Source organism: Acinetobacter amyesii (genome assembly GCF_023499985.1).
Classification (GTDB): domain Bacteria; phylum Pseudomonadota; class Gammaproteobacteria; order Pseudomonadales; family Moraxellaceae; genus Acinetobacter; species Acinetobacter amyesii.
This window is the reverse complement of sequence record NZ_JAMCOU010000031.1, coordinates 16,577-36,062: the sequence shown is the minus strand read 5'-3', so window position 1 is coordinate 36,062 and position 19,486 is coordinate 16,577. Positions and strand designations below refer to the sequence as shown.

Sequence of the window (19,486 nt, the reverse complement as noted above, 5' to 3'; positions counted from 1 at the left end):
CCTCTCCTTAAAGGAGAGGGCGAAAGAAAACATGCGAAGCAGTACTGCTCAGGGAGAGAAGTCTCGTATTTAAAACTTACTCGTCATCTTCTGAAGACTTCACCACTTTGTCGGCTTTTTGTGCGCGTAGCTGCGCCACAAGGCTTTGCATATCTTCTGGCAATGGCGCTTCAATGGTTTGGTAACCCGGAATTTCTAAACGCATAGCATGCAGACATAAACGACGTGGCTTTGGACCACGGTATTCAGTTTCATGACCGTATTTTTCATCGCCCACCAATGGATGACCAATACTTAAACCATGTACACGGATCTGATGGGTACGGCCCGAAAGTGGAGACGCATACACCAATGTGGCATGCATAAAACGCTCTTTCACGTTCCACAGCGTCTTCGACTCTTTACCTTCTTTAGGTGATACACGAACACGACGCTCGCCATTTGCCAGTTCGTAACGATGCAAAGGCTGATCAATGAGCTGCTTATCCAAACTCACCACACCTTTCACCACAGCAGCATAAGTTTTTTGGATTTTGTGCTCACGTAACATGTCTTGCAGGCTTTTTAACACACTACGTTTTTTCGAAATCATTACCAACCCAGAAGTGTCGCGGTCAATTCGGTGAATCAGCTCAAGGTATTTCTTCCCTGTTGCGGCACGTAAGCCTTCGATCAAGCCATACGCCACACCACTACCGCCGTGAACAGCAATACCAGAAGGTTTGTTTACCACCATTAAGCCTTCATCTTCGTACACCACACGGCTCAGTAAACTTTGTGCCACTTTGTCCGATACGGGAACCGCAGACTCATTTTTTTGTTCATAACGAATTGGAGCAACTCGAACTTGGTCACCAATATTGAGTTTGGTTTCCGCTTTGACGCGTTTTTTATTGACGCGGACTTGGCTTTCACGAATCAGACGATAAATGCGACTTTTAGGCACACCTTTCAGACGACTAAACAGGAAATTATCAATACGTTGACCCGCCTGATGCTCGTCCACTTCAAACCAGGTGACGCTTTGCCATTCTTGCGTAGAATTCATACAGTTACTGTGACCTAAAAAAATACTAAAATTGATTAAAAATTGATCATTTAAGCTATACTTTTCGCAAGAAACATAAGCTTAGCCCATAGGCAGATGATGCAAGGTTTGATATAGTCAGCGCACGGAAACCACCGTAACTGAGTAAAAGTTGATTCATTTCAGTATTTACTGTCATTGAACTTTCAAGCAATTACTCATTTAGCTCGGAAAGGTCCCAAAAGAATTATGCCGACGCCGAAGGCTTATTATATCGGCAAAACTGCAAACTGTTGCGTTTAATTGTGCCGTAGGTACATAAAACAGTTTGCCCCAAAAAAATATGTGCCAACCAAGGTTGGTTTTTAAACGTAAACTGATACACATCAGACCAGTCGCTCCCTGGAAATCGTGTTCAGGCCACAACGTTTGATGCATTGGATCTGCACAGTTTGTAAAGGTACGATGATAATTCCGTATCAAGACGCTCTATCAGATATGAATGGATGCTCTTCGAGCAATGTGACAGTGAAAGTTACTCACATCCAATGCACCGTTTGTCCGCCAGTGAAACGCGTTCAGGTGACTTTAATCGTTTAAAAGATTGAAGCCGTATTGCCATCATCAATACGTGAATCAAAAACCGTTGCCCACCCAAAGAAGGTCGGTACACATGCACAGATGATGTTTTTCGATCTGTGCAACTTGATCCATGCTATCTGATGCTCGCTACGAGTCAGGCGATGTTCTTCTGTGTATCACTATTAGGTGTTACACCCATGAAACGTATGTTGATTAATGCAACACATGCCGAAGAAATTCGCGTTGCACTTGTCACTGGTCAGCGTCTTTACGATTTTGACTTAGAGAATCGTACCCGTGAACAAAAAAAATCGAATATCTATAAAGGTCATGTGACTCGCGTAGAGCCGTCTTTAGAAGCTGTATTTGTTGAATACGGTGCAGGTCGTCAAGGTTTCTTGTCGATGCGCGAAATAGCTAATTCTTATTACAAAGCCGATCCTCGCCAAACTTCAAACATCCGCGAATTGATCACTGAAGGCACTGAGCTTTTGGTTCAAGTGGAAAAAGAAGAGCGTGGTAATAAAGGTGCTGCCCTTTCTACATTTATCTCTCTTGCTGGTCGTTATTTGGTCTTGATGCCAAACAACCCGAAAGGTGGCGGTATTAGCCGTCAAATTTCAGGTTCAGTTCGTGAAGAATTGAAAGAAATGTTGGCGTCTTTAAATGTCCCTCGTGGTATGAGCGTGATTGTACGTACTGCAGGTATTGGTCGTTCTCAAGAAGAACTGCAACTTGACCTGCAACACTTGCTGGACCTTTGGGCACAAATCCAAAGTACATCAAGTTCAGGTCCATCACCAATGTTGGTTCACCAAGAAGCCGGTGTGGTTACACGTGCGATCCGTGACTATTTACGTGATGATGTTGCTGAAATTTTAATTGACTCTGAGCAAGCGTATAACGAAGCGTATAACTTTGTTAAAGCAGTGATGCCACGTCAAATCGACAAATTAAAAACCTATACTTTAAATGAACCGTTATTCGCTCATTTTGGTATTGAAAGTCAAATCCAAACTGCCTATGAACGTGAAGTAAAACTTCCTTCTGGTGGTTCAATTGTGATTGACCAAACTGAAGCATTGGTTTCAATTGATATTAACTCTGCAAAATCAACACGTGGTAGCGACGTAGAAGATACAGCGCTCAATACCAACCTTGAAGCTGCAGAAGAAATTGCTCGCCAATTACGTTTACGTGATATCGGTGGTTTAGTTGTGATCGATTTCATCGACATGACCAAAGACCGTAACCAACGTATGGTTGAAGCTAAACTTCGTGAAGCAACACAAAGTGACCGTGCGCGTATCCAATTCGGTCAATTGTCACGCTTTGGTTTGATGGAAATGAGCCGTCAACGCTTACGTCCATCGCTTGAAGAAGCCACAGGTTATGTGTGCCCACGCTGTCATGGTACAGGTATGGTACGTGACCTACGTTCTTTATCACTTTCAATTATGCGTAAAGTGGAAGAAATTGCGCTACGCGAACGTCATGGTGAAGTTCAAGTTGAAGTGCCTGTTGAAATTGCTGCATTCTTATTGAATGAAAAGCGTCACAGCCTTGTATATCTTGAGCAAACTTCAAATGTACGTGTGACTGTACTTCCACACCCTCACCTAGAAACACCACATTACGAAATTTCGTATAACCCTGAAGGCTTTGCACCGACAAGCTATGAACGTACTGAAGCAACACGTTCTAGCGAAAAAGAATTGGGTTACGAAGCATCTGAATGGCATTTAGGTGAAGAACAGGCCGCTGCTGCTCAGCAACAAGCACCTGTGCAACAACAAGAAAAAGGCCACAAAAAGAATAAGCAACAACCCGTTGCTGCTCAACAAGCACCTGCACAAGTTGCCGCTCCTGCAGCATCATCTAGTCCATGTGCATGGTTAGAAAACTTATTTGTTCAAAAACAAGCTGCAACCGTTGACCAGTCGCGTACTGCAAACAATGCCGCTGCTGCAATTGAACAAATGGTAAATAGCGGTGCTGCAAGCCGTGGCCAGTTTGGTCAAATTACCCCTGCATCGGCAGCGCCTGTTGTTGTCGTAGACAATAATGCTTACCTTGCGCCTTCTTCTGTTGTGCACAAACAAGAACGTGACAGCCATTCAGAAAAAGCTGACCGTGAAGAAAAACGTCACAACAAAAAGCGTACTAAGCATAAAGAACCACGTGAACAAGAAGCTCAACCGCATCAAGTTCATGAAGAAGTGTTACAACCTTCACGTCAAGATCGTCAAGAGCAGCGCAATAACGAAGCACGTCAAAACGAACGCCAAGAGCAACGTTCTGAACGTCAAGAACCGCGCCAAGACAACCGTCAAGACCAACGTGAAAACCGCCGTAACTCACGCCGTCAACACAACAACGAACAAGTACAGCAAGATGTTCAAAATAATGAGCAACCGCAGTCTGTTCCACGTCGTGACCGCAACAACCAACAACGTCCAAATCGCCCAAATCGCCACCGCGATCAAAGCGTATTGAACGAGCAAGTGATTGCTCAGGAAGTTGCAACTGAGCAACAATCTGAAAACCGCAATCAACGTCAACCTAAAGTTGAAGTTGTTGATGCACCACGTCAAGACGTGATACCAACAGCACTTGTAGTAAATGTTGATCAAGCTCAAAGCGAAATCGTAGCGCTAAATACTGCCCCAGCAGTTGAAAAACCTGTAGAAACCCCAGTAGTCCAAAAAGCCGCTGTCGTTGAAGCAGAAAAAGTGGAAAAACCTGCGACTGAAACAAAAGAAGTAGGACATAAACCACAGCATGCTCAGCAAAAACCGTCTCGTGCAAGCAATGACCCACGTCAACGCCGCCGCGAACAACGTGCAGCTCGCGCTCAACAAGCACAGGCTCCGAAAATTTCGCCATCTCAAGTGCCGACACTGGGTCAATACACTGTAAGCAGCTTGATTAAGCATGTATACGGTGAAGACTGCTCAGTACTGATTGAGCAATTTGGCTTAATTCCAACATTCAACCGTGCATTGCAAAAATTCACGGAAGAATATGCCGCGACTTTGACTGCACCTGCAGCTGAAGCAGCTGTAGAGAAAAAGCCTGTCACTCGTGATGTTCAAGTTACAAAAGCTGCACCTGAAGCTGAACCAGCGCCAATGTTGGATTTGACACCACCAAAGCCTGTGTCAGATAAACGTGTTGCTAATGACCCACGTGAGCGTCGTCGCCTTGCTAAACTTGCCGCTGAACAAGCGAAAAAAGCACATGCTGAGGTGGAAGCTACGCCTGTCGCAGACACTGCTATTGAGGCGCCTGTAGTTGCAGAAGCTAAAGCTGCTACAGTTGAAGCCAATGTATCCGACGTTGCAGGTCAAACTGAAGCACCTGAACCCGTTCAAGCTGAAGTACTGACACCCGTTCAAGCTGAACTGGATGTGAGTGCGCAGCCTGAAAAGACGGAAGAAGTGTCTGAAGCTCCTACTAAACCAGTAGAAGAAAAAGCTCAAGCCGTTGAAGCGGAAAAGAAAGTTGAGGTTCCTGTAGACGAAAACTCGGCCGCTGAAGGTGAAAAACCTGCACGCCCTCGTCGTCCTCGCGGTCGTCCACCGAAAAAAGCAAACACCGCAACTGAGCAGTAATTTGCTATTTTGCAGGTGAATAAAAAAATCCAGTCATTTCGGTGACTGGTTTTTTTTTGATACTTTTGTCAAATTAGGTTGATTGCACTAGATCGAAACGATTAAAAGACAATTGTAGAATTTGCTGCAAATTTCATTGCAAAGAAATAGACCGTATCGGATTACGAAAAATAAATAGGATTCACATGAGCCAAACTACACAACACGACCTTATTGGGATTGCTGATGTTGCAGCAAAAATTCCCGCGTTCATTAGCAAAGTACCCAACCTGTTGAGTGGTCTAAAGCAAGCCTATTTACGTACCCCAAATACTTCCGCAGGCTTGGGAATTGCATTTGAAAAAGCCGTAAAGCGTAATCCTAAAGGTTATGCGCTTTATTTTGAAGAGCAAAAATATACCTATAACGAACTCAATGAATGGGCCAATCAAATTGGTCACTATTACCTTGCACTCGGTGCAAAAAAAGGTGATGTGATTGCGGTGATGATCGAAAACCGATCTGAACTCGTTGCAACCATCGTGGCTTTAGCCAAAATTGGCGTCACCAGTGCCTTGGTAAACACCTCACAAGTCGGCAAAGTCCTGACACACAGCATCAACTTAGTGAACCCAATTGCGGTAATTGTGGGCGAAGAATGCCGCCAAGCCGTAGAAGAGATTCGTGGTGATCTCAGTGTAGCTGCAGATCGTTTACATTGGTTCGCAGATCAAGCCACTCGTGTAGATGCCGGTCAAGCACCGAAAGGCTTCTTAAACCTTGCAGAAGCGATTGATGAATTTCCAAAATTCAACACACCCACCACTGCAAGTGTAAAAGGCAAAGACGGCCTATTTTATATCTACACTTCTGGGACAACAGGCTTACCTAAAGCGGTGATTTTCACCAACAGCCGTTGGACTTTGGCTTATGGAACATATGGTCACGTCCTTAATCTGAATAAAGATGATGTGATGTACGTAACTTTACCGCTCTATCACGCTACAGGCACTGTAGTTTGTTGGTGTGGGGTGATTGCAGGTAGCGCCACCCTTGCCCTGCGTCGCAAGTTTTCAACCTCATCGTTTTGGAAAGATGTACAAAAATTTGATGCATCAGCCATTGGCTATGTGGGCGAGCTTTGCCGCTATTTGATGGATGCTCCACATTCAGACCTTGAAAAAGGCCATCGTGTGAAAAAAATGATTGGTAATGGCATGCGACCAAACATTTGGGATAAGTTTAAAGAACGCTTTGGGGTCGAAGAAGTCCTTGAACTCTATGCTTCAAGTGAAGGCAACGTCGGCTTTAGTAATGTGTTTAACTTCGACAATACCGTTGGTTTTTCACCAACGCCTTATGCGATTATTCAGTTTGATAAAGAAAAAAATGAAGCTGTACATGATGCTAAAGGTCGCTGCATTAAAGTCAAAAAAGGTGAAGTCGGCTTACTCATCGGTAAAATTACCCGTCGCTCACCTTTTGATGGCTATACCGACACGGAAAAAAACAAATCCGTTATTATGAAAGATGTATTTAAGCATGGTGATTCATACTTCAACACTGGTGACTTGGTTCGTGACATTGGCTTCCGCCATGCACAATTTGTCGACCGTCTAGGTGATACTTTCCGCTGGAAAGGTGAAAACGTTTCAACCACTGAAGTTGAAAACATGGTGAGTGAGTACGATAAAATTGCTGAAGCTGTGGTTTATGGCGTAGAAATTCCAGATACCAATGGCCGTGCAGGTATGGCTGCCATCACGCTCACCGATGGTGCCGAACTCAACGAACAAGATTGTAGTGAAATGGTTCTGCAATTTAAAAAATGCTTACCAGCTTATGCCGTGCCAGTATTTTTACGTGTACAGAAAAAAGTCGAAACCACAGGCACATTTAAATACCAAAAAAACAAGCTGAAAGAACAAGCTTTTGATCCTAAGCAAACTGATGAACGTTTATTGGTATTGCTGCCAAATGCAACTGCTTACTGTGATTTAACTCCTGAAATTTATGCCAATATTCAGGCATATAAATACCGTTTTTAAGCAAATAGCGCTCATTTTAGCGACAGATATCCGCTAAAATGAGCTACTTTGTTGTATTTATAATCAAACACAAGCAAGTTTATGAATTTTTACTTGCGCTTGAAGCAGATCTTGCTACAATACGCACCATCAAGCGAAATGGGTCGTTAGCTCAGTTGGTAGAGCAGTAGACTTTTAATCTATTGGTCCCGCGTTCGAGTCGCGGACGACCCACCATTTCCTTCGATACCACAAGATGGGTCGTTAGCTCAGTTGGTAGAGCAGTAGACTTTTAATCTATTGGTCCCGCGTTCGAGTCGCGGACGACCCACCATCTTTCTAAAATGCCAGTTTTAGATTACAATCTTGTGCATACCCCCTAAGGGTCGTTAGCTCAGTTGGTAGAGCAGTAGACTTTTAATCTATTGGTCCCGCGTTCGAGTCGCGGACGACCCACCATTCTTTCTTAGGGCTTCTTTCTTCCGGCAGTTGAAGAAAAAGAAACCTGCAGGTTCCGACCAAGACAAACCATCACCATTATTGGTTTTGATTCGCCATTCTCGAAATTTTGCTATAGCGATGTTGCGAAGTATCATTCTTGTCTTGCTAGATGAAGTATTTGACCTGAAAAATTTTAGATAACAAATATTCCCTAGTATTCAAAACTACGCGCTTCGTTTATCTTGCTAAAATTTTAAAATGCTCTTTTAAAATTTTCTCAGGGTTGTTAGCTCAGTTGGTAGAGCAGTAGACTCTTAATCTATTGGTCGTGGGTTCGAACCCCACACAACCCACCAATTCTGTTTTGTCTTAACTATATCGTATTAATAATTCAATTTTTTATAAGCTAGTTGCATTCGATTAGCCAATGTCTGCGAATTTCACGCCGACACTCAAACGCAATTTATAATTTTATTTACTTCATTCGCAGTATTTAATTTGGGTCTTTCACCAAGGTATAGGCATGTTGAGGCTGAGGATAGCCTTTAGAAAATAATTCCTGATTTCGGTCGACTTCACCTTGACGAATTTTGTCTAAATCCATGGTGATTTTATTTTCATTAATCACATGATAATAGAAATTCACGCCTTCTTTTCGATGAACCACCAGCTCGGTATGTGCTTTATTAACACTCCACGTATCCTTACGGTATTTCACATTAATGCCTGGCGTATTGGTTTTTTCAGCAAACACTTTACCAATTTGAATAATACTGCGGTGTACCGTGCCATCTGGCAATAAGTTAAGAATGAACTCCGCATCGCCTTCTGGGCATGGAATAAAACTGTCATCGCATTTTACTTTGGCATGAAAACGTCCAATAAAAATTTTGGCATGCTCAGGAACAGGAGCTGACTTTATTTCATCGTCATTCGGCAATGTCGCCTGCCCTGCCACTTGGGTTAATTTTTTTCCATGATCTTGCTTCGCTTGAACTTCCGATGCGACAGTTGATGCCGAAATTTCACCCTTATCCGCTGCGGGTTGAGGCGTTGGACTACAACCAATAAAAGAGAGGCTGAACACTCCTGCAAACACTGAAAGATATGCAAATTTCATCAAAAAAGGTGAAGCCGATGTTTTCATATAATGTGCCAAGACCAATCATTCATTGGTTTTTTCAGTTCTTGCTGACTTAATATTGTAATCAAATAATCAACGCTTTATACATATATTTACGATATATGTTAATCATATCTCATTGTTATCGTTCATATTTAATTAATACTCAAGCTATTTTAAAGGCAAACTAATCAAACTAATTCTTCAAATTACATAACTTTACTTAATTTTTTTTCTGCACCCTTTAAATCGTAAAGCTTGTCACCATTTCTATAATATGAATTTGGAAATATTCAAATTTATTCTATTTTTTTAAGGAGACCTGAATGGCCAATGTTGGTTTATACCGCTCAAACCGCTCTAACATGATTGCTGGTGTGATGGGGGGTATTGCTGAACGTTTTGGTTGGAACGCAAATTTACTGCGTATTATTTTTATCTTTGTATCATGCTTAAGCGCAGCCTTTCCCGGTATTTTGGTGTACTTGGTTTTATGGTTAGTCATGCCTAAAGCACAAGATAACTTTTTCCGTACCAATGGCTATTCAGACCCTATTCGTACTGTGAATGATGACAGACGTTAAAATCCTTTGACCCAGTTTGGTCGCTACGGTTTCTCCCCCAAGATTCCGTAGCTTTTTTTTGCCTATATATTGGCAAAGCCATATTTAAGTCTGATGAATTTAAATCAAAGTTTAAGGCTTAAGATTTTGTTTGCTGATTTAGCTGTTGATATAAGGCGGCAATCATATCGGCACGGCTAATCATTCCCACCAACCGTTTTTGTTCGACGACTGGAATATAATTAAAAGATCTTTCCACAAAATATGGTACCAAGTCTTCAATCGGTTGATCAGGCTGCACGGTCACCACTTTGGGATTCATAATTTGATAAACGTGATTTTCCCAACTGGCTTTGGGGTCTGCGGCACGTTTAAACCATTCCACTACATCATATAAAGCCAAATTTCCCACCAAGCGATCCAAATCACTCACCACAGGCAAACTCATCAAATTGACTTGTTTAAACTTTTCCAATGCTGACTGAATATCATCTTCTGCACGCAGGGTAATCACTTGCTGACTCATGATGTCACGACAATGAAACTGGCTTAGGCCACGACGACTGGCTAATTGCTGTGCTTCTAAAATAATTTTTTGTAAGTCATATTCACTAATATCAAGCAACTGACTTTGCTGTTCTAAGACTTGCTGAATATCCGCTGGCTGAATCGACACTTTTTGTGTCGGTGTTGGATCTGTCGTCCGAGTATTGACTTGTGCTTTTTGTGGATACTGCTTGCCTAGTAATCGGTTATAAATGATAGCAACCACCATCAAGAGGACCGAATTTAAAAGGACTGGATAAAAAAGAAAGGCATAGCCTAAATCATGGACTGCCTCTCCGCCCAATACCGCTGTAATCGCCACGGCTCCACTTGGTGGATGCAATGAGTCTGTGGTCATCATTAAGATAATCGCTAATGCAACCGCGATACTAAATGCTTCGGTTAAATTAGGAATAAACATCGCACACGTCACGCCAATCAAGGCCGCAAGACTATTACCAACCACCATATTCCATGGCTGTGCCAAAGGGCTGGCAGGTACCGCAAAGAGCAGCACAGATGATGCACCCATCGGTGCGATGTACCATGCATTTAAGTCACCTAGCGCCAGCCAACTGATCAGCGAAGAAATACTCAGGCCCAGCAAAGCACCTACCCCACACAGGATGCGGTCTTTTAAAGGCAGAACTTTAAAGTTGGGTTTAAGCGTATTGAGCCAAGCTGATTTTGCGTGAAACACGAGATACCTTGTTTGTTGTTTTGCGAGATGTGGCAATTATAAAGCCATGCAAGCAATAAGATGCATTCAACTTACATCTTTATCTTATAAATTTTACTTTTGATTCTTTTGAATGATGTATACGCCGCTTACTTGCGTAGTTTTATCCCAAGAAATGAGCCTAAAATTCTCATTATATGTTACTGATAATTAAAATAAAAAATCTATCAGCGCTCACATCTGTACTCACTAAAACAAAGGAACATTTAGGCGGTCAGCTTATTCATCTTGATCAATTAAATCTTCACTGCCATAAATAATTTTCTGAGCTGTTTCATCATACACAATAGGAAACCATTCATAATAAGCCGAAGGGATTCGTTCAACTCGAATACGTCCAATCACATAATTATGCCCACCCAATAAATCAACAGTGAATCGAGCTGGACGAGCGATAACTAGCTGTGAATTATGATCAATGACGAGCTCAGTTTTTCCCTGTTCTACAGCGGTGGTAAACCGTCCGTGAATAGGTGAGTCAAAAGCCATTCCTCGTGTGACTTTTCGCGTCCCCTGCTGACCATTGACCTCAAGCAAAAGACCTTCGCTCATTTGATACTTTGAGCTGACCACTAACTGCTGTTTAATCAAATTCTTACATTCCGCGTTGCAAGAATTTGTAATAGTCGCAATTTTTGAAGCGTGAAGTGATGAATCTGAATACAAAGCTACAGGCGTCGTACTACAGGCAGATAGCACCATACTTATCACAATAAAAGACTTCTTAAACATTGTTATCGCTCATCATTCAATTTATTCATCCACTTTATGCCACAAGTAACTTCGTTTTTATTCTGTACAATAGGAAAATATAAAATTCTGCGCATCATTAAAACATCAAAGCTTGATTCAAGAATGATTAACCCTTTGCCACACACCCCCAAAATCCTTATAATTGAGCACAATTTTTATCTAATTTTAAGTGGATGACCATGAGTCGCGCCATATCGCATATTGATACCTTCCAAGGCTTAATTCTTGCCTTACAAAACTACTGGGCTGAACAAGGTTGTGTAGTGTTACAACCTTACGATATGGAAATGGGTGCAGGTACTTTCCACACTGCAACTTTCCTACGTGCTTTAGGCCCTGAAACTTGGAACGCGGCTTATGTTCAGCCTTCTCGTCGTCCTAAAGATGGCCGTTATGGTGAGAACCCGAATCGTCTACAACACTACTACCAGTTCCAAGTCGTGTTGAAGCCAAACCCAGACAACATCCAACAGTTGTACTTAGATTCATTAAAAGCCATTGGTATTGATACCCTTGTTCACGACATTCGTTTCGTGGAAGACAACTGGGAATCTCCAACACTTGGCGCATGGGGCTTAGGTTGGGAAGTTTGGTTAAACGGTATGGAAGTGACTCAGTTCACTTACTTCCAACAAGTCGGTGGCGTTGAATGCTACCCTGTAACTGGCGAAATCACTTACGGTCTAGAACGTCTAGCGATGTACCTCCAAGGTGTAGACTCAGTTTACGACTTGGTTTGGACTAAAGGTCAGTTTGGTACAGTGACTTATGGCGACGTGTTCCACCAAAACGAAGTTGAACAATCGACCTATAACTTTGAATATGCCAACGTTGAAAAAATGTTTGAATTATTCGACTTCTATGAAGCTGAAGCGACTCGTTTAATGGAAGCTGAACTTCCACTGCCTGCCTATGAACAAGTAATTAAAGCATCGCATAGCTTTAACTTGCTTGATGCACGTGGCGCAATTTCAGTAACTGAACGTCAACGTTACATTTTACGTGTACGTACATTGGCTCGTGCGATTGCCCAAAGTTATGTCGCTGCGCGTGCGAAGCTTGGCTTCCCGATGGCAGAACCTGCTTTACGTGACGAAGTATTAGCTCAGTTAAAAGCACAAGTTGAAGCTGAAGCAAAAGTAGAATCTAAGGAGAGCAAATAATGTCTAAACATACAGTATTGTTCGAATTAGGCTGCGAAGAACTTCCACCAAAAAGTTTAAAAAAATTACGTGACGCGCTACATGCAGAAACGGTAAAAGGCTTAAAAGACGCAGGTCTAGCATTCGATTCAATCGAAGCATATGCAGCACCACGCCGCCTTGCACTTAAAATTGTGAATGTCGATGCTGCGCAAGCCGACACTCAAAAACGTTTCGACGGCCCTGCGAAGCAAGCAGCGTTTGATGCCGATGGCAAACCGACTAAAGCACTTGAAGGCTTTATGCGCGGTCAAGGCATTACGGTTGATCAAGTTTCAACTTTCCAAGCAGGTAAAGTTGAAAAAGTGTGCTACTTAAAAGATGTAAAAGGTCAAAGCCTTGATGTTTTACTTCCTCAAATTTTACAACACGCTTTAGATAACCTACCTATCGCAAAACGCATGCGTTCTGCTGCAAGCCGTACTGAGTTTGTACGTCCTGTAAAATGGGTTGTTTTGTTGAAAGACAGTGATGTAATTGAAGCAACCATTCAGGATCACCAAGCAGGTAACGTGACTTATGGTCACCGTTTCCATGCTCCTGAAGCAATTACACTTGCAAATGCCGATGCTTATCTTGATGCCCTGCGTACTGCAAAAGTGATTGCAAACTTTGAAGAGCGCCAAGCCATCATCGACCAACAAGTCAAAGCTTTGGCTGATGAAGTAAATGCCATTGCGATTGTCCCTGCGGACTTACGTGACGAAGTAACAGCATTGGTTGAATGGCCAGTTGCGCTTCGTGCAAGCTTTGAAGAACGTTTCCTTGCTGTGCCGCAAGAAGCGTTGATTACAACGATGCAGGACAACCAAAAGTACTTCTGCTTAGTAAATGCCGACAATAAGCTTCAACCTTACTTCATTACCGTGTCAAACATTGAGTCGAAAGATCCGTCTCAAATTATTGAAGGTAACGAAAAAGTCGTTCGTCCACGTTTGTCAGATGCTGAATTCTTCTTCTTACAAGACCAAAAGCAACCGCTTGCATCTCGTAAAGAGAAACTTGCAAACATGGTGTTCCAAGCTGAACTTGGCACCCTATGGAACAAGTCTGAACGTATCGCGACTTTGGCTGTTGCACTTTCTGCAATCACTGGTGCAAACCCAGCAGATGCTGAGAAAGCTGCACTCCTTGCAAAATGCGACTTAACCTCTGAGTTGGTGGGTGAATTCCCTGAGCTTCAAGGTATTGCGGGTACTTACTACGCACGTATTGAAGGCGAAAATGATGAAGTCGCTGAATCTTTAGGTGAACAATACTTACCTAAATTTGCAGGTGACGTTTTACCAAAAACCAAGACCGGTACAACGCTTGCGCTTGCTGACCGTTTAGATACATTGACAGGTATTTTTGGTATTGGTCAAGCGCCTACAGGTTCTAAAGACCCGTTTGCATTACGTCGTTCTGCCATTGGTATCTTGCGTCTTGTGACTGAAAATGATTTAGATGTTTCGATTGAAGATCTAATCAAACTTGCACTTGCTGCTTATGGCGATGTATTGAAAGATCACGATAAAACTTTAGCGGATGCTGTTGCATTCCTTGAAGGTCGTTACCGTGCGAAATATGAAGACCAAGGCGTAGCAGTTGATGTGATTCAAGCAGTTCAAGCGTTGTCTCCAAAATCTCCACTTGATTTTGATAAGCGTGTAAATGCGGTAAATCATTTCCGTGACTTGCCTGAAGCTGCTGCACTTGCTGCTGCCAACAAGCGTGTTGCGAACATTCTTGCGAAAGAAGCTGCACCTGAAGGCGCTGTGGTTGAAGCGAACTTGGTTGAAGATGCTGAAAAAGCATTGTTCGCTGAACTTGCAAAAATCACACCTGTAGTTGAGCCATTATTTGCTGCGAAGGACTACACCGCTGCCCTTTCTGCACTTGCTGCACTTCGTGCGCCAGTCGATGCGTTCTTTGACGGTGTGATGGTGATGGCCGATGATGCTGACCTAAAAGCAAACCGTTTACGTATGCTTGCACAGCTTCGTGACTTGTTTACGAAAGTGGCTGATATTTCAGTGTTACAGCACTAAGTTTAAGTATTCATTAAAAACCCGCTTTAGAGCGGGTTTTTTTATGCCGTTTGAAATCTAGGTAGAATCCTGTTAGAAATAGCGGGATTTTTTGATAAGAACAATATATGAAAAGTATTACAGTCAATCATCCTTACCGCCCAGATCTCTATCTTTTTATATTACATGCAGTATTGATGGCATGCAGCTTCTACCTTTGGAAGTTTCATCCATACATTCCAAACAAGCCAGATATGGGTGCTTTATTCTTTTTGATTATTTCTGTTTTGGGTGGATTTATTGGAATCATCATCGTTGCGGTCAGTTTACCAAGATTAGACCGCACTGTGCGTTACTTAACGCTTTCAAAATTTGTTTTAAGTTTGGTGTATTGGTTGTCGAGCACAACCATTTTCGTTTTATTTGGCAGTACTAAATTTATATTCAATAATCCCCTCGTGCTATTTGTCTTTGTTTTTCTATTTTTTAGCAGTCTGTATTTTTCAATAATTCGTGTTGCAGATATTCGTAAAAAAGATTGGCTGATTATGGGTGGCGTATTAGGTGGACTAGTGTTGTTGTTCTTTTTGCCGAAGATTTGATGAAAATATTGAGTGGTTCAAGGTCATGACTTTTTTATGATATTTCGATATTGCAGCATGTAAGACTTAATTGCTTGTAAAACAAATAAAACCTCGTTATAAATTAGTGGGGTATTTATTTTTGAAAATATAATGAAGTTATCACAACCACAAAAAGTCGCAGAATTTTTAAAAGCACACCCAAATCAAAAATTTAATTCTCGTGAAATAGCAGAAGCTATTATAAAAATATATCCAGAAGATTATGAAGTAAAACGATCTAATGATAGATTTTATTCAGAAGCTGATTTTATTCAACAAATCGTCCGTGAAATTAGCAGTACAGCAAAAACTAATATTCAAAAAATTTCACCAAATATCCATATACGGGATCAACCAAGACCTAGAGTTTTTTGGTTTAACCCCTCTGAAGTCTATGAATCACAGCTCCAGCTTAATAATGTGATGGATTCGCATGCTATAGATATTGAAAAAGAATTACCAATTAAAGATGATCGACTATCTGAACATGATCTCTACCCTATTTTAATAGAGTTTTTAAATTCTGAACTTGATTTATATTGTCTTAGAATAGATGAAAAACGCTCTAAGAACTCTCGAGGGCAAAATGGTAATCAATGGTTACACCCTGATATTGTTGCAATGCAAGCACTAGATGACCATTGGCATGATCTTATAAAGACTTGCGTAAAAAATAGCTCAGGGCAAAATGTAAAATTATGGTCTTTTGAAGTTAAAAAAGAGCTAAATAGCTCAAATGTTAGAAGTAGTTTTTTCCAAGCCGTCAGTAATTCTAGTTGGGCAAATGAAGGTTATTTGGTAGCAACTGCAATTTCTACAAATGAAGTCGAAGAGGAACTTCGCATGCTTTCTGCACTTCACGGAATTGGTGTAATCATTTTAATTCCTGAAAATCCAACTGAAAGTGAAATTTTTCTTCCTGCTCGACGAAGACAAGAAGTAGATTGGCAGTCTATAAATCGCATATTAAGTGAAAATTCAGATTTTAAAAACTTTATCGAATTAGTCTCAATTTATTACCAAACGGGCCGTATTCGAAAACACGATTGGAATAGATAGCCCATCTAGCCAACTCACTTCCATTTCCCTATACTCGACTAAACAACACTCAACAAGAATGAACCTTATGAAATTGAAAGCATTCCTTTTGACTGGTCTTGCGGGTATAACACTTTCTGCATGTACATCTGCACCAACGATTCCACAACTTGAAACAGGTGTATTACAAGAAGTTCAAAACATTGATGTCTACCCAGATACCAAGGATAACAAAGCAAAACTGACTAAATTTGTAGATAAATGCGTGATTGAATTTACAGGCAATTTAGAAGAAGCAAAATCGGTTGAACAATGGTCATTTAAAGGCTTAACCCTAATTTCAGGTGGTACAGCAACCTTTGCTAAAGATGGTACAAGTTCAGCGCACAATTTTGATTTAAATGCAGCGGATGTACAGAAAAACTTCCTTGCATTACGCGGTCATTTTGCAAAAGATGCGCTTACACAATGTGAATAAATAATAAAAACCATATCTCCAAAATGGAGGTATGGTTTCATTTTTCCTTGAATCTTGCACAATAATTCGTTCAAACCCATAATTTTTAATCATGAAAATCGTAACTAGCACCACACCACAGCAACGCGCAAAACACATATAAGCCACTGTATTTTCATAAAATTACAATAATACATTAACTTAACCAAGTTTCCACACTTCAAACTTCCGCGTATCTGAGCTGTTATCGCATTGTGTGACTTATCGCACAAAATCACTTTTTGCTTTTTTTTACTCTTAAGATGTCCTCTGCTCCAAAAGCGCAAATGCTGAGTGCAACAGCAGCGTTCAATAAAAGAGGACAAATGCAAAGATGAAACCTTTATTTAAAACAACACTGATCACCGCAGCATTATTCACAACCACCCCACTATTTGCGAACACCGCAGTAGAAGCCAATGCGAAAGTTGAAACACAGCAACCGTCTGTACTGCAAAATCTAAAACAAGACATTAATCAGTCTGCGCATGCAGCCGGTGACAAAATTGAGAAAGGCGTCGATAAGACCAAAACCTTCACCCAAGAAAAATGGCAAGACACCAAAGAATTCAGTGCAGACAAAAAGCAAGATGCTAAAAATAAATGGGCTGACCTAAAACAGTCTAAAGATGAAAAGTCAGACGCAGCGAAAGCCAAGATCGATGCCAAGGCTGAGCAAAATAAAGCTAAGCTTGATGAGCGCAAAGCACAGCTCGACGAAAAAGCTGCAAAAGACAAAGCAAAACTCGATGAACGTAAAAGCAATGTCGACAACAAAGTTGATCAAACCAAGAGCTATTTAGGTGAAAAAGCTCAGGAAGGTCGCCAATTTGCCAGTGAAAAATGGCAACAAACCAAAGCGAATTTCCAAAAAGGTCAAGAAGCCAATGTGAGTGGCAGTAGCAATGTACAGTTGCAAACGCCTGTCGCACAAGCTGAAGTCCATAGCTCACATGAAGCCAGCTTAGGTGCTCACAAATAAATAAACTGGCTTTTATACCCTCTCCTCCAGAGAGTTGGCTCACCCTTCGGTGGGCCTTTTTTTGCCTTAAGCCAAATACAAACGTGTACAAAGCTGTCATTTGCTGTATTGATTTTGCTACGGCAAGTTTTTTTCGCTGCAATTTTTCCTATAATGCGTTAAATCCATTCATCAGATAGAAAATCTATAAAATTCAGAGGTGAAGCTGTGAAGATTTCATTAAAAGCAACGTTATGCCTAAGCTTAATATTCACGACACCCATGCTTTGGGCACAAGAAAACGCAGCAGCGCAAAGTACTGAGCAACAAGCGAAAAAACCTGTGAGCCCTTATGGTGATAATCCAAATTTATTGCATGTGTGGGCCTATAAAGCCCAAGAAGGCGTGGTCGGTGCTGCTAAAAATATTGGTGAAATGACTGAACGCGGAATTTCTAAAATTAAGCCTTCGGTTGACCAAGCTTGGGACAATACGAAAACTGCTACTCAAAATACAGTGCAACAGGTTGATCAGGGCGCACAGCAAGCCACTCAAAACGTCAATGAAAAATTGAAACAAACCCGTGAAAATATTACAGGTAAAACTAGCCAACCTGCGCCCATTAGCCAACAGTCGTTGAGTGAACCGTCTTCAGGCAATACAATCAATACGGCTCCAAGCAATAATGCGGGGCAAAATAACAATCAATATCCACAAAGTAGTTATCCATCGAGTTCAACGTCTACGACGTATCCAGTGACTGATTTATAATTTAACACTACATTTAAAAGCTCAACTTTGGTTGGGCTTTTTTAAAACCAAAATTAAATACTTTTGGTCTTTGGCCTATGCCTATAAAAACAATGAATTAATGAGAAAAAAATGCGAATTTTATTTGGTATCTTGCTTGGCATTCTGCTCTGTGTTGGCTCTGTGATTGGCTTACAACGTTTTCCACAATTGTTGAAAAGTTATCCACAGTTGCAAACTATTTTTCCCCAATTGTACGATTCATACCAATATAATCATGATGCCGAAGGTAAATTATTACAAACCTTAGAGATGCTAGATGACGAAGAATACAAATCGACTGAAGGCAATGAAGCGACACTGTATCAACTCGATGATCAATGCAAAATAAACCTCTATGTTTTTGGAGAATCCAATCAATCCCTAACAAGTTATTATTTTCACAATGATCAGATTTTACGTGCTTATGAGACAAATTTGATCTACCCAAATGGTGGCTTTAATCCTGTACCCAATACCAAAGAGCCTTTTAAACTCGAAAAAAGTTATTTACGAATCATGATGCCAAACAGTATCAAGACTGAACTTGAATTTGAGCGGATCAAAAATCATTTCAATGCTAAATTTTTGAAAAAATGCTGAAATTTAACTATTAAATTAAGCATTAAGCATTAAGCATTAAGCATTAAGCATTAGGCTTGAGATATCGCCAACGTACAAACGATGCAGTACAGATTTGAATAAGCATCAACAGGCAAAATGGATAGTCAACCCAGACTGATAAACGATCAATATGCGCAACCTCTCCAAAGACGGAAAAATAGACCTGTCCCACAATAATAGGTACCACAACCAGCCATAGTCCCCAATACCAATAGCGATTTAAAAAATCAATAAGCGCTAAGATAAAATGCGCAATAAAAAATACCGAAACCAGCACAACTTGTAAGGTCGGCATGAATTTATCAACTTCAAAATCAGGGTTCTGGAATAAATAATTTTCCTTAAACACG

16 protein-coding genes, 4 tRNA genes and 1 pseudogene are annotated in these 19,486 nt (G+C 41.2%); 15 read left to right on the top strand and 6 right to left on the bottom strand.

Annotation, left to right across the window (positions count from 1 at the left end; all coding sequences use genetic code 11):
* Positions 1–76 precede the first annotated feature (76 nt).
* Both M5F03_RS08810 and M5F03_RS16710 read right to left on the bottom strand, forming a co-directional pair.
* Positions 77–1,048 (bottom strand): RluA family pseudouridine synthase, encoded by a 972-nt coding sequence (locus tag M5F03_RS08810; RefSeq protein ID WP_180024491.1) that lies wholly within the window; start codon positions 1,046–1,048, stop codon positions 77–79.
* Positions 1,049–1,103: 55 nt separating this feature from the next.
* Positions 1,104–1,412, bottom strand: a pseudogene (locus M5F03_RS16710) (hypothetical protein).
* Between the two features lie 394 nt (positions 1,413–1,806).
* Here M5F03_RS16710 and M5F03_RS08805 point away from each other — a divergent pair.
* The 6 genes from M5F03_RS08805 (at position 1,807) to M5F03_RS08780 (ending at position 8,026) form a co-directional block, all read left to right on the top strand.
* On the top strand, positions 1,807–5,223 hold the full coding sequence (locus M5F03_RS08805; protein ID WP_249708059.1) for an Rne/Rng family ribonuclease: 3,417 nt from the start codon (positions 1,807–1,809) through the stop codon (positions 5,221–5,223).
* A gap of 185 nt (positions 5,224–5,408) precedes the next feature.
* A complete protein-coding gene (locus M5F03_RS08800; protein WP_078192782.1) occupies positions 5,409–7,250 on the top strand; it encodes a long-chain-acyl-CoA synthetase in 1,842 nt (613 codons plus the stop codon).
* 140 nt (positions 7,251–7,390) lie between these two features.
* Positions 7,391–7,466, top strand: a tRNA-Lys gene (locus tag M5F03_RS08795).
* A 21-nt stretch (positions 7,467–7,487) separates the two neighbouring features.
* A tRNA-Lys gene (locus tag M5F03_RS08790) sits at positions 7,488–7,563 on the top strand.
* Positions 7,564–7,612: 49 nt separating this feature from the next.
* A tRNA-Lys gene (locus tag M5F03_RS08785) sits at positions 7,613–7,688 on the top strand.
* Positions 7,689–7,950: 262 nt separating this feature from the next.
* Positions 7,951–8,026, top strand: a tRNA-Lys gene (locus tag M5F03_RS08780).
* 137 nt (positions 8,027–8,163) lie between these two features.
* On the opposite strand, the gene M5F03_RS08775 is transcribed toward M5F03_RS08780, so the two are convergent.
* Positions 8,164–8,817 (bottom strand): hypothetical protein, encoded by a 654-nt coding sequence (locus M5F03_RS08775; RefSeq protein WP_249708057.1) that lies wholly within the window; start codon positions 8,815–8,817, stop codon positions 8,164–8,166.
* 302 nt (positions 8,818–9,119) lie between these two features.
* Between M5F03_RS08775 and M5F03_RS08770 the strand changes: the two genes are divergently transcribed.
* Positions 9,120–9,377: a PspC domain-containing protein gene (locus tag M5F03_RS08770; RefSeq protein WP_078189754.1), complete on the top strand. Its 258-nt coding sequence runs from the start codon at positions 9,120–9,122 to the stop codon at positions 9,375–9,377.
* Positions 9,378–9,495: 118 nt separating this feature from the next.
* On the opposite strand, the gene M5F03_RS08765 is transcribed toward M5F03_RS08770, so the two are convergent.
* On the bottom strand, positions 9,496–10,602 hold the full coding sequence (locus tag M5F03_RS08765; RefSeq protein ID WP_180054320.1) for an HPP family protein: 1,107 nt from the start codon (positions 10,600–10,602) through the stop codon (positions 9,496–9,498).
* Positions 10,603–10,860: 258 nt separating this feature from the next.
* Positions 10,861–11,373, bottom strand: a complete 513-nt coding sequence (locus tag M5F03_RS08760; protein WP_078192784.1) for a hypothetical protein — start codon at positions 11,371–11,373, stop codon at positions 10,861–10,863.
* A gap of 200 nt (positions 11,374–11,573) precedes the next feature.
* On the opposite strand from M5F03_RS08760, the gene glyQ reads away from it, so the two are divergent.
* The 8 genes from glyQ (at position 11,574) to M5F03_RS08720 (ending at position 19,115) form a co-directional block, all read left to right on the top strand.
* On the top strand, positions 11,574–12,557 hold the full coding sequence (gene glyQ, locus M5F03_RS08755) for a glycine--tRNA ligase subunit alpha (protein ID WP_078192785.1): 984 nt from the start codon (positions 11,574–11,576) through the stop codon (positions 12,555–12,557).
* Entirely contained in the window at positions 12,557–14,626 is a 2,070-nt protein-coding gene (glyS, locus tag M5F03_RS08750; protein WP_249708052.1) for a glycine--tRNA ligase subunit beta, read from the top strand. The genes glyQ and glyS overlap by 1 nt, the downstream gene beginning before the upstream one ends.
* Before the next feature lie 107 nt (positions 14,627–14,733).
* Positions 14,734–15,207: a hypothetical protein gene (locus tag M5F03_RS08745; RefSeq protein ID WP_249708044.1), complete on the top strand. Its 474-nt coding sequence runs from the start codon at positions 14,734–14,736 to the stop codon at positions 15,205–15,207.
* Between the two features lie 129 nt (positions 15,208–15,336).
* A complete protein-coding gene (locus M5F03_RS08740) occupies positions 15,337–16,287 on the top strand; it encodes a COG2958 family protein (RefSeq protein ID WP_180024512.1) in 951 nt (316 codons plus the stop codon).
* A 67-nt stretch (positions 16,288–16,354) separates the two neighbouring features.
* Positions 16,355–16,744 (top strand): hypothetical protein, encoded by a 390-nt coding sequence (locus M5F03_RS08735; protein ID WP_249708042.1) that lies wholly within the window; start codon positions 16,355–16,357, stop codon positions 16,742–16,744.
* A 352-nt stretch (positions 16,745–17,096) separates the two neighbouring features.
* On the top strand, positions 17,097–17,744 hold the full coding sequence (locus tag M5F03_RS08730) for a hypothetical protein (RefSeq protein WP_249708040.1): 648 nt from the start codon (positions 17,097–17,099) through the stop codon (positions 17,742–17,744).
* Positions 17,745–18,005: 261 nt separating this feature from the next.
* Entirely contained in the window at positions 18,006–18,494 is a 489-nt protein-coding gene (locus tag M5F03_RS08725) for a hypothetical protein (RefSeq protein ID WP_249708208.1), read from the top strand.
* A gap of 111 nt (positions 18,495–18,605) precedes the next feature.
* Positions 18,606–19,115 carry a hypothetical protein gene (locus M5F03_RS08720; protein WP_249708038.1) on the top strand — a complete coding sequence of 170 codons (510 nt, stop codon included), beginning with the start codon at positions 18,606–18,608 and terminating at the stop codon, positions 19,113–19,115.
* A 43-nt stretch (positions 19,116–19,158) separates the two neighbouring features.
* Here the strand turns inward: M5F03_RS08720 and M5F03_RS08715 are convergent, their stop codons facing one another.
* Positions 19,159–19,485 carry a hypothetical protein gene (locus M5F03_RS08715; RefSeq protein ID WP_249708036.1) on the bottom strand — a complete coding sequence of 109 codons (327 nt, stop codon included), beginning with the start codon at positions 19,483–19,485 and terminating at the stop codon, positions 19,159–19,161.
* Between the last annotated feature and the right edge of the window lies 1 nt (position 19,486).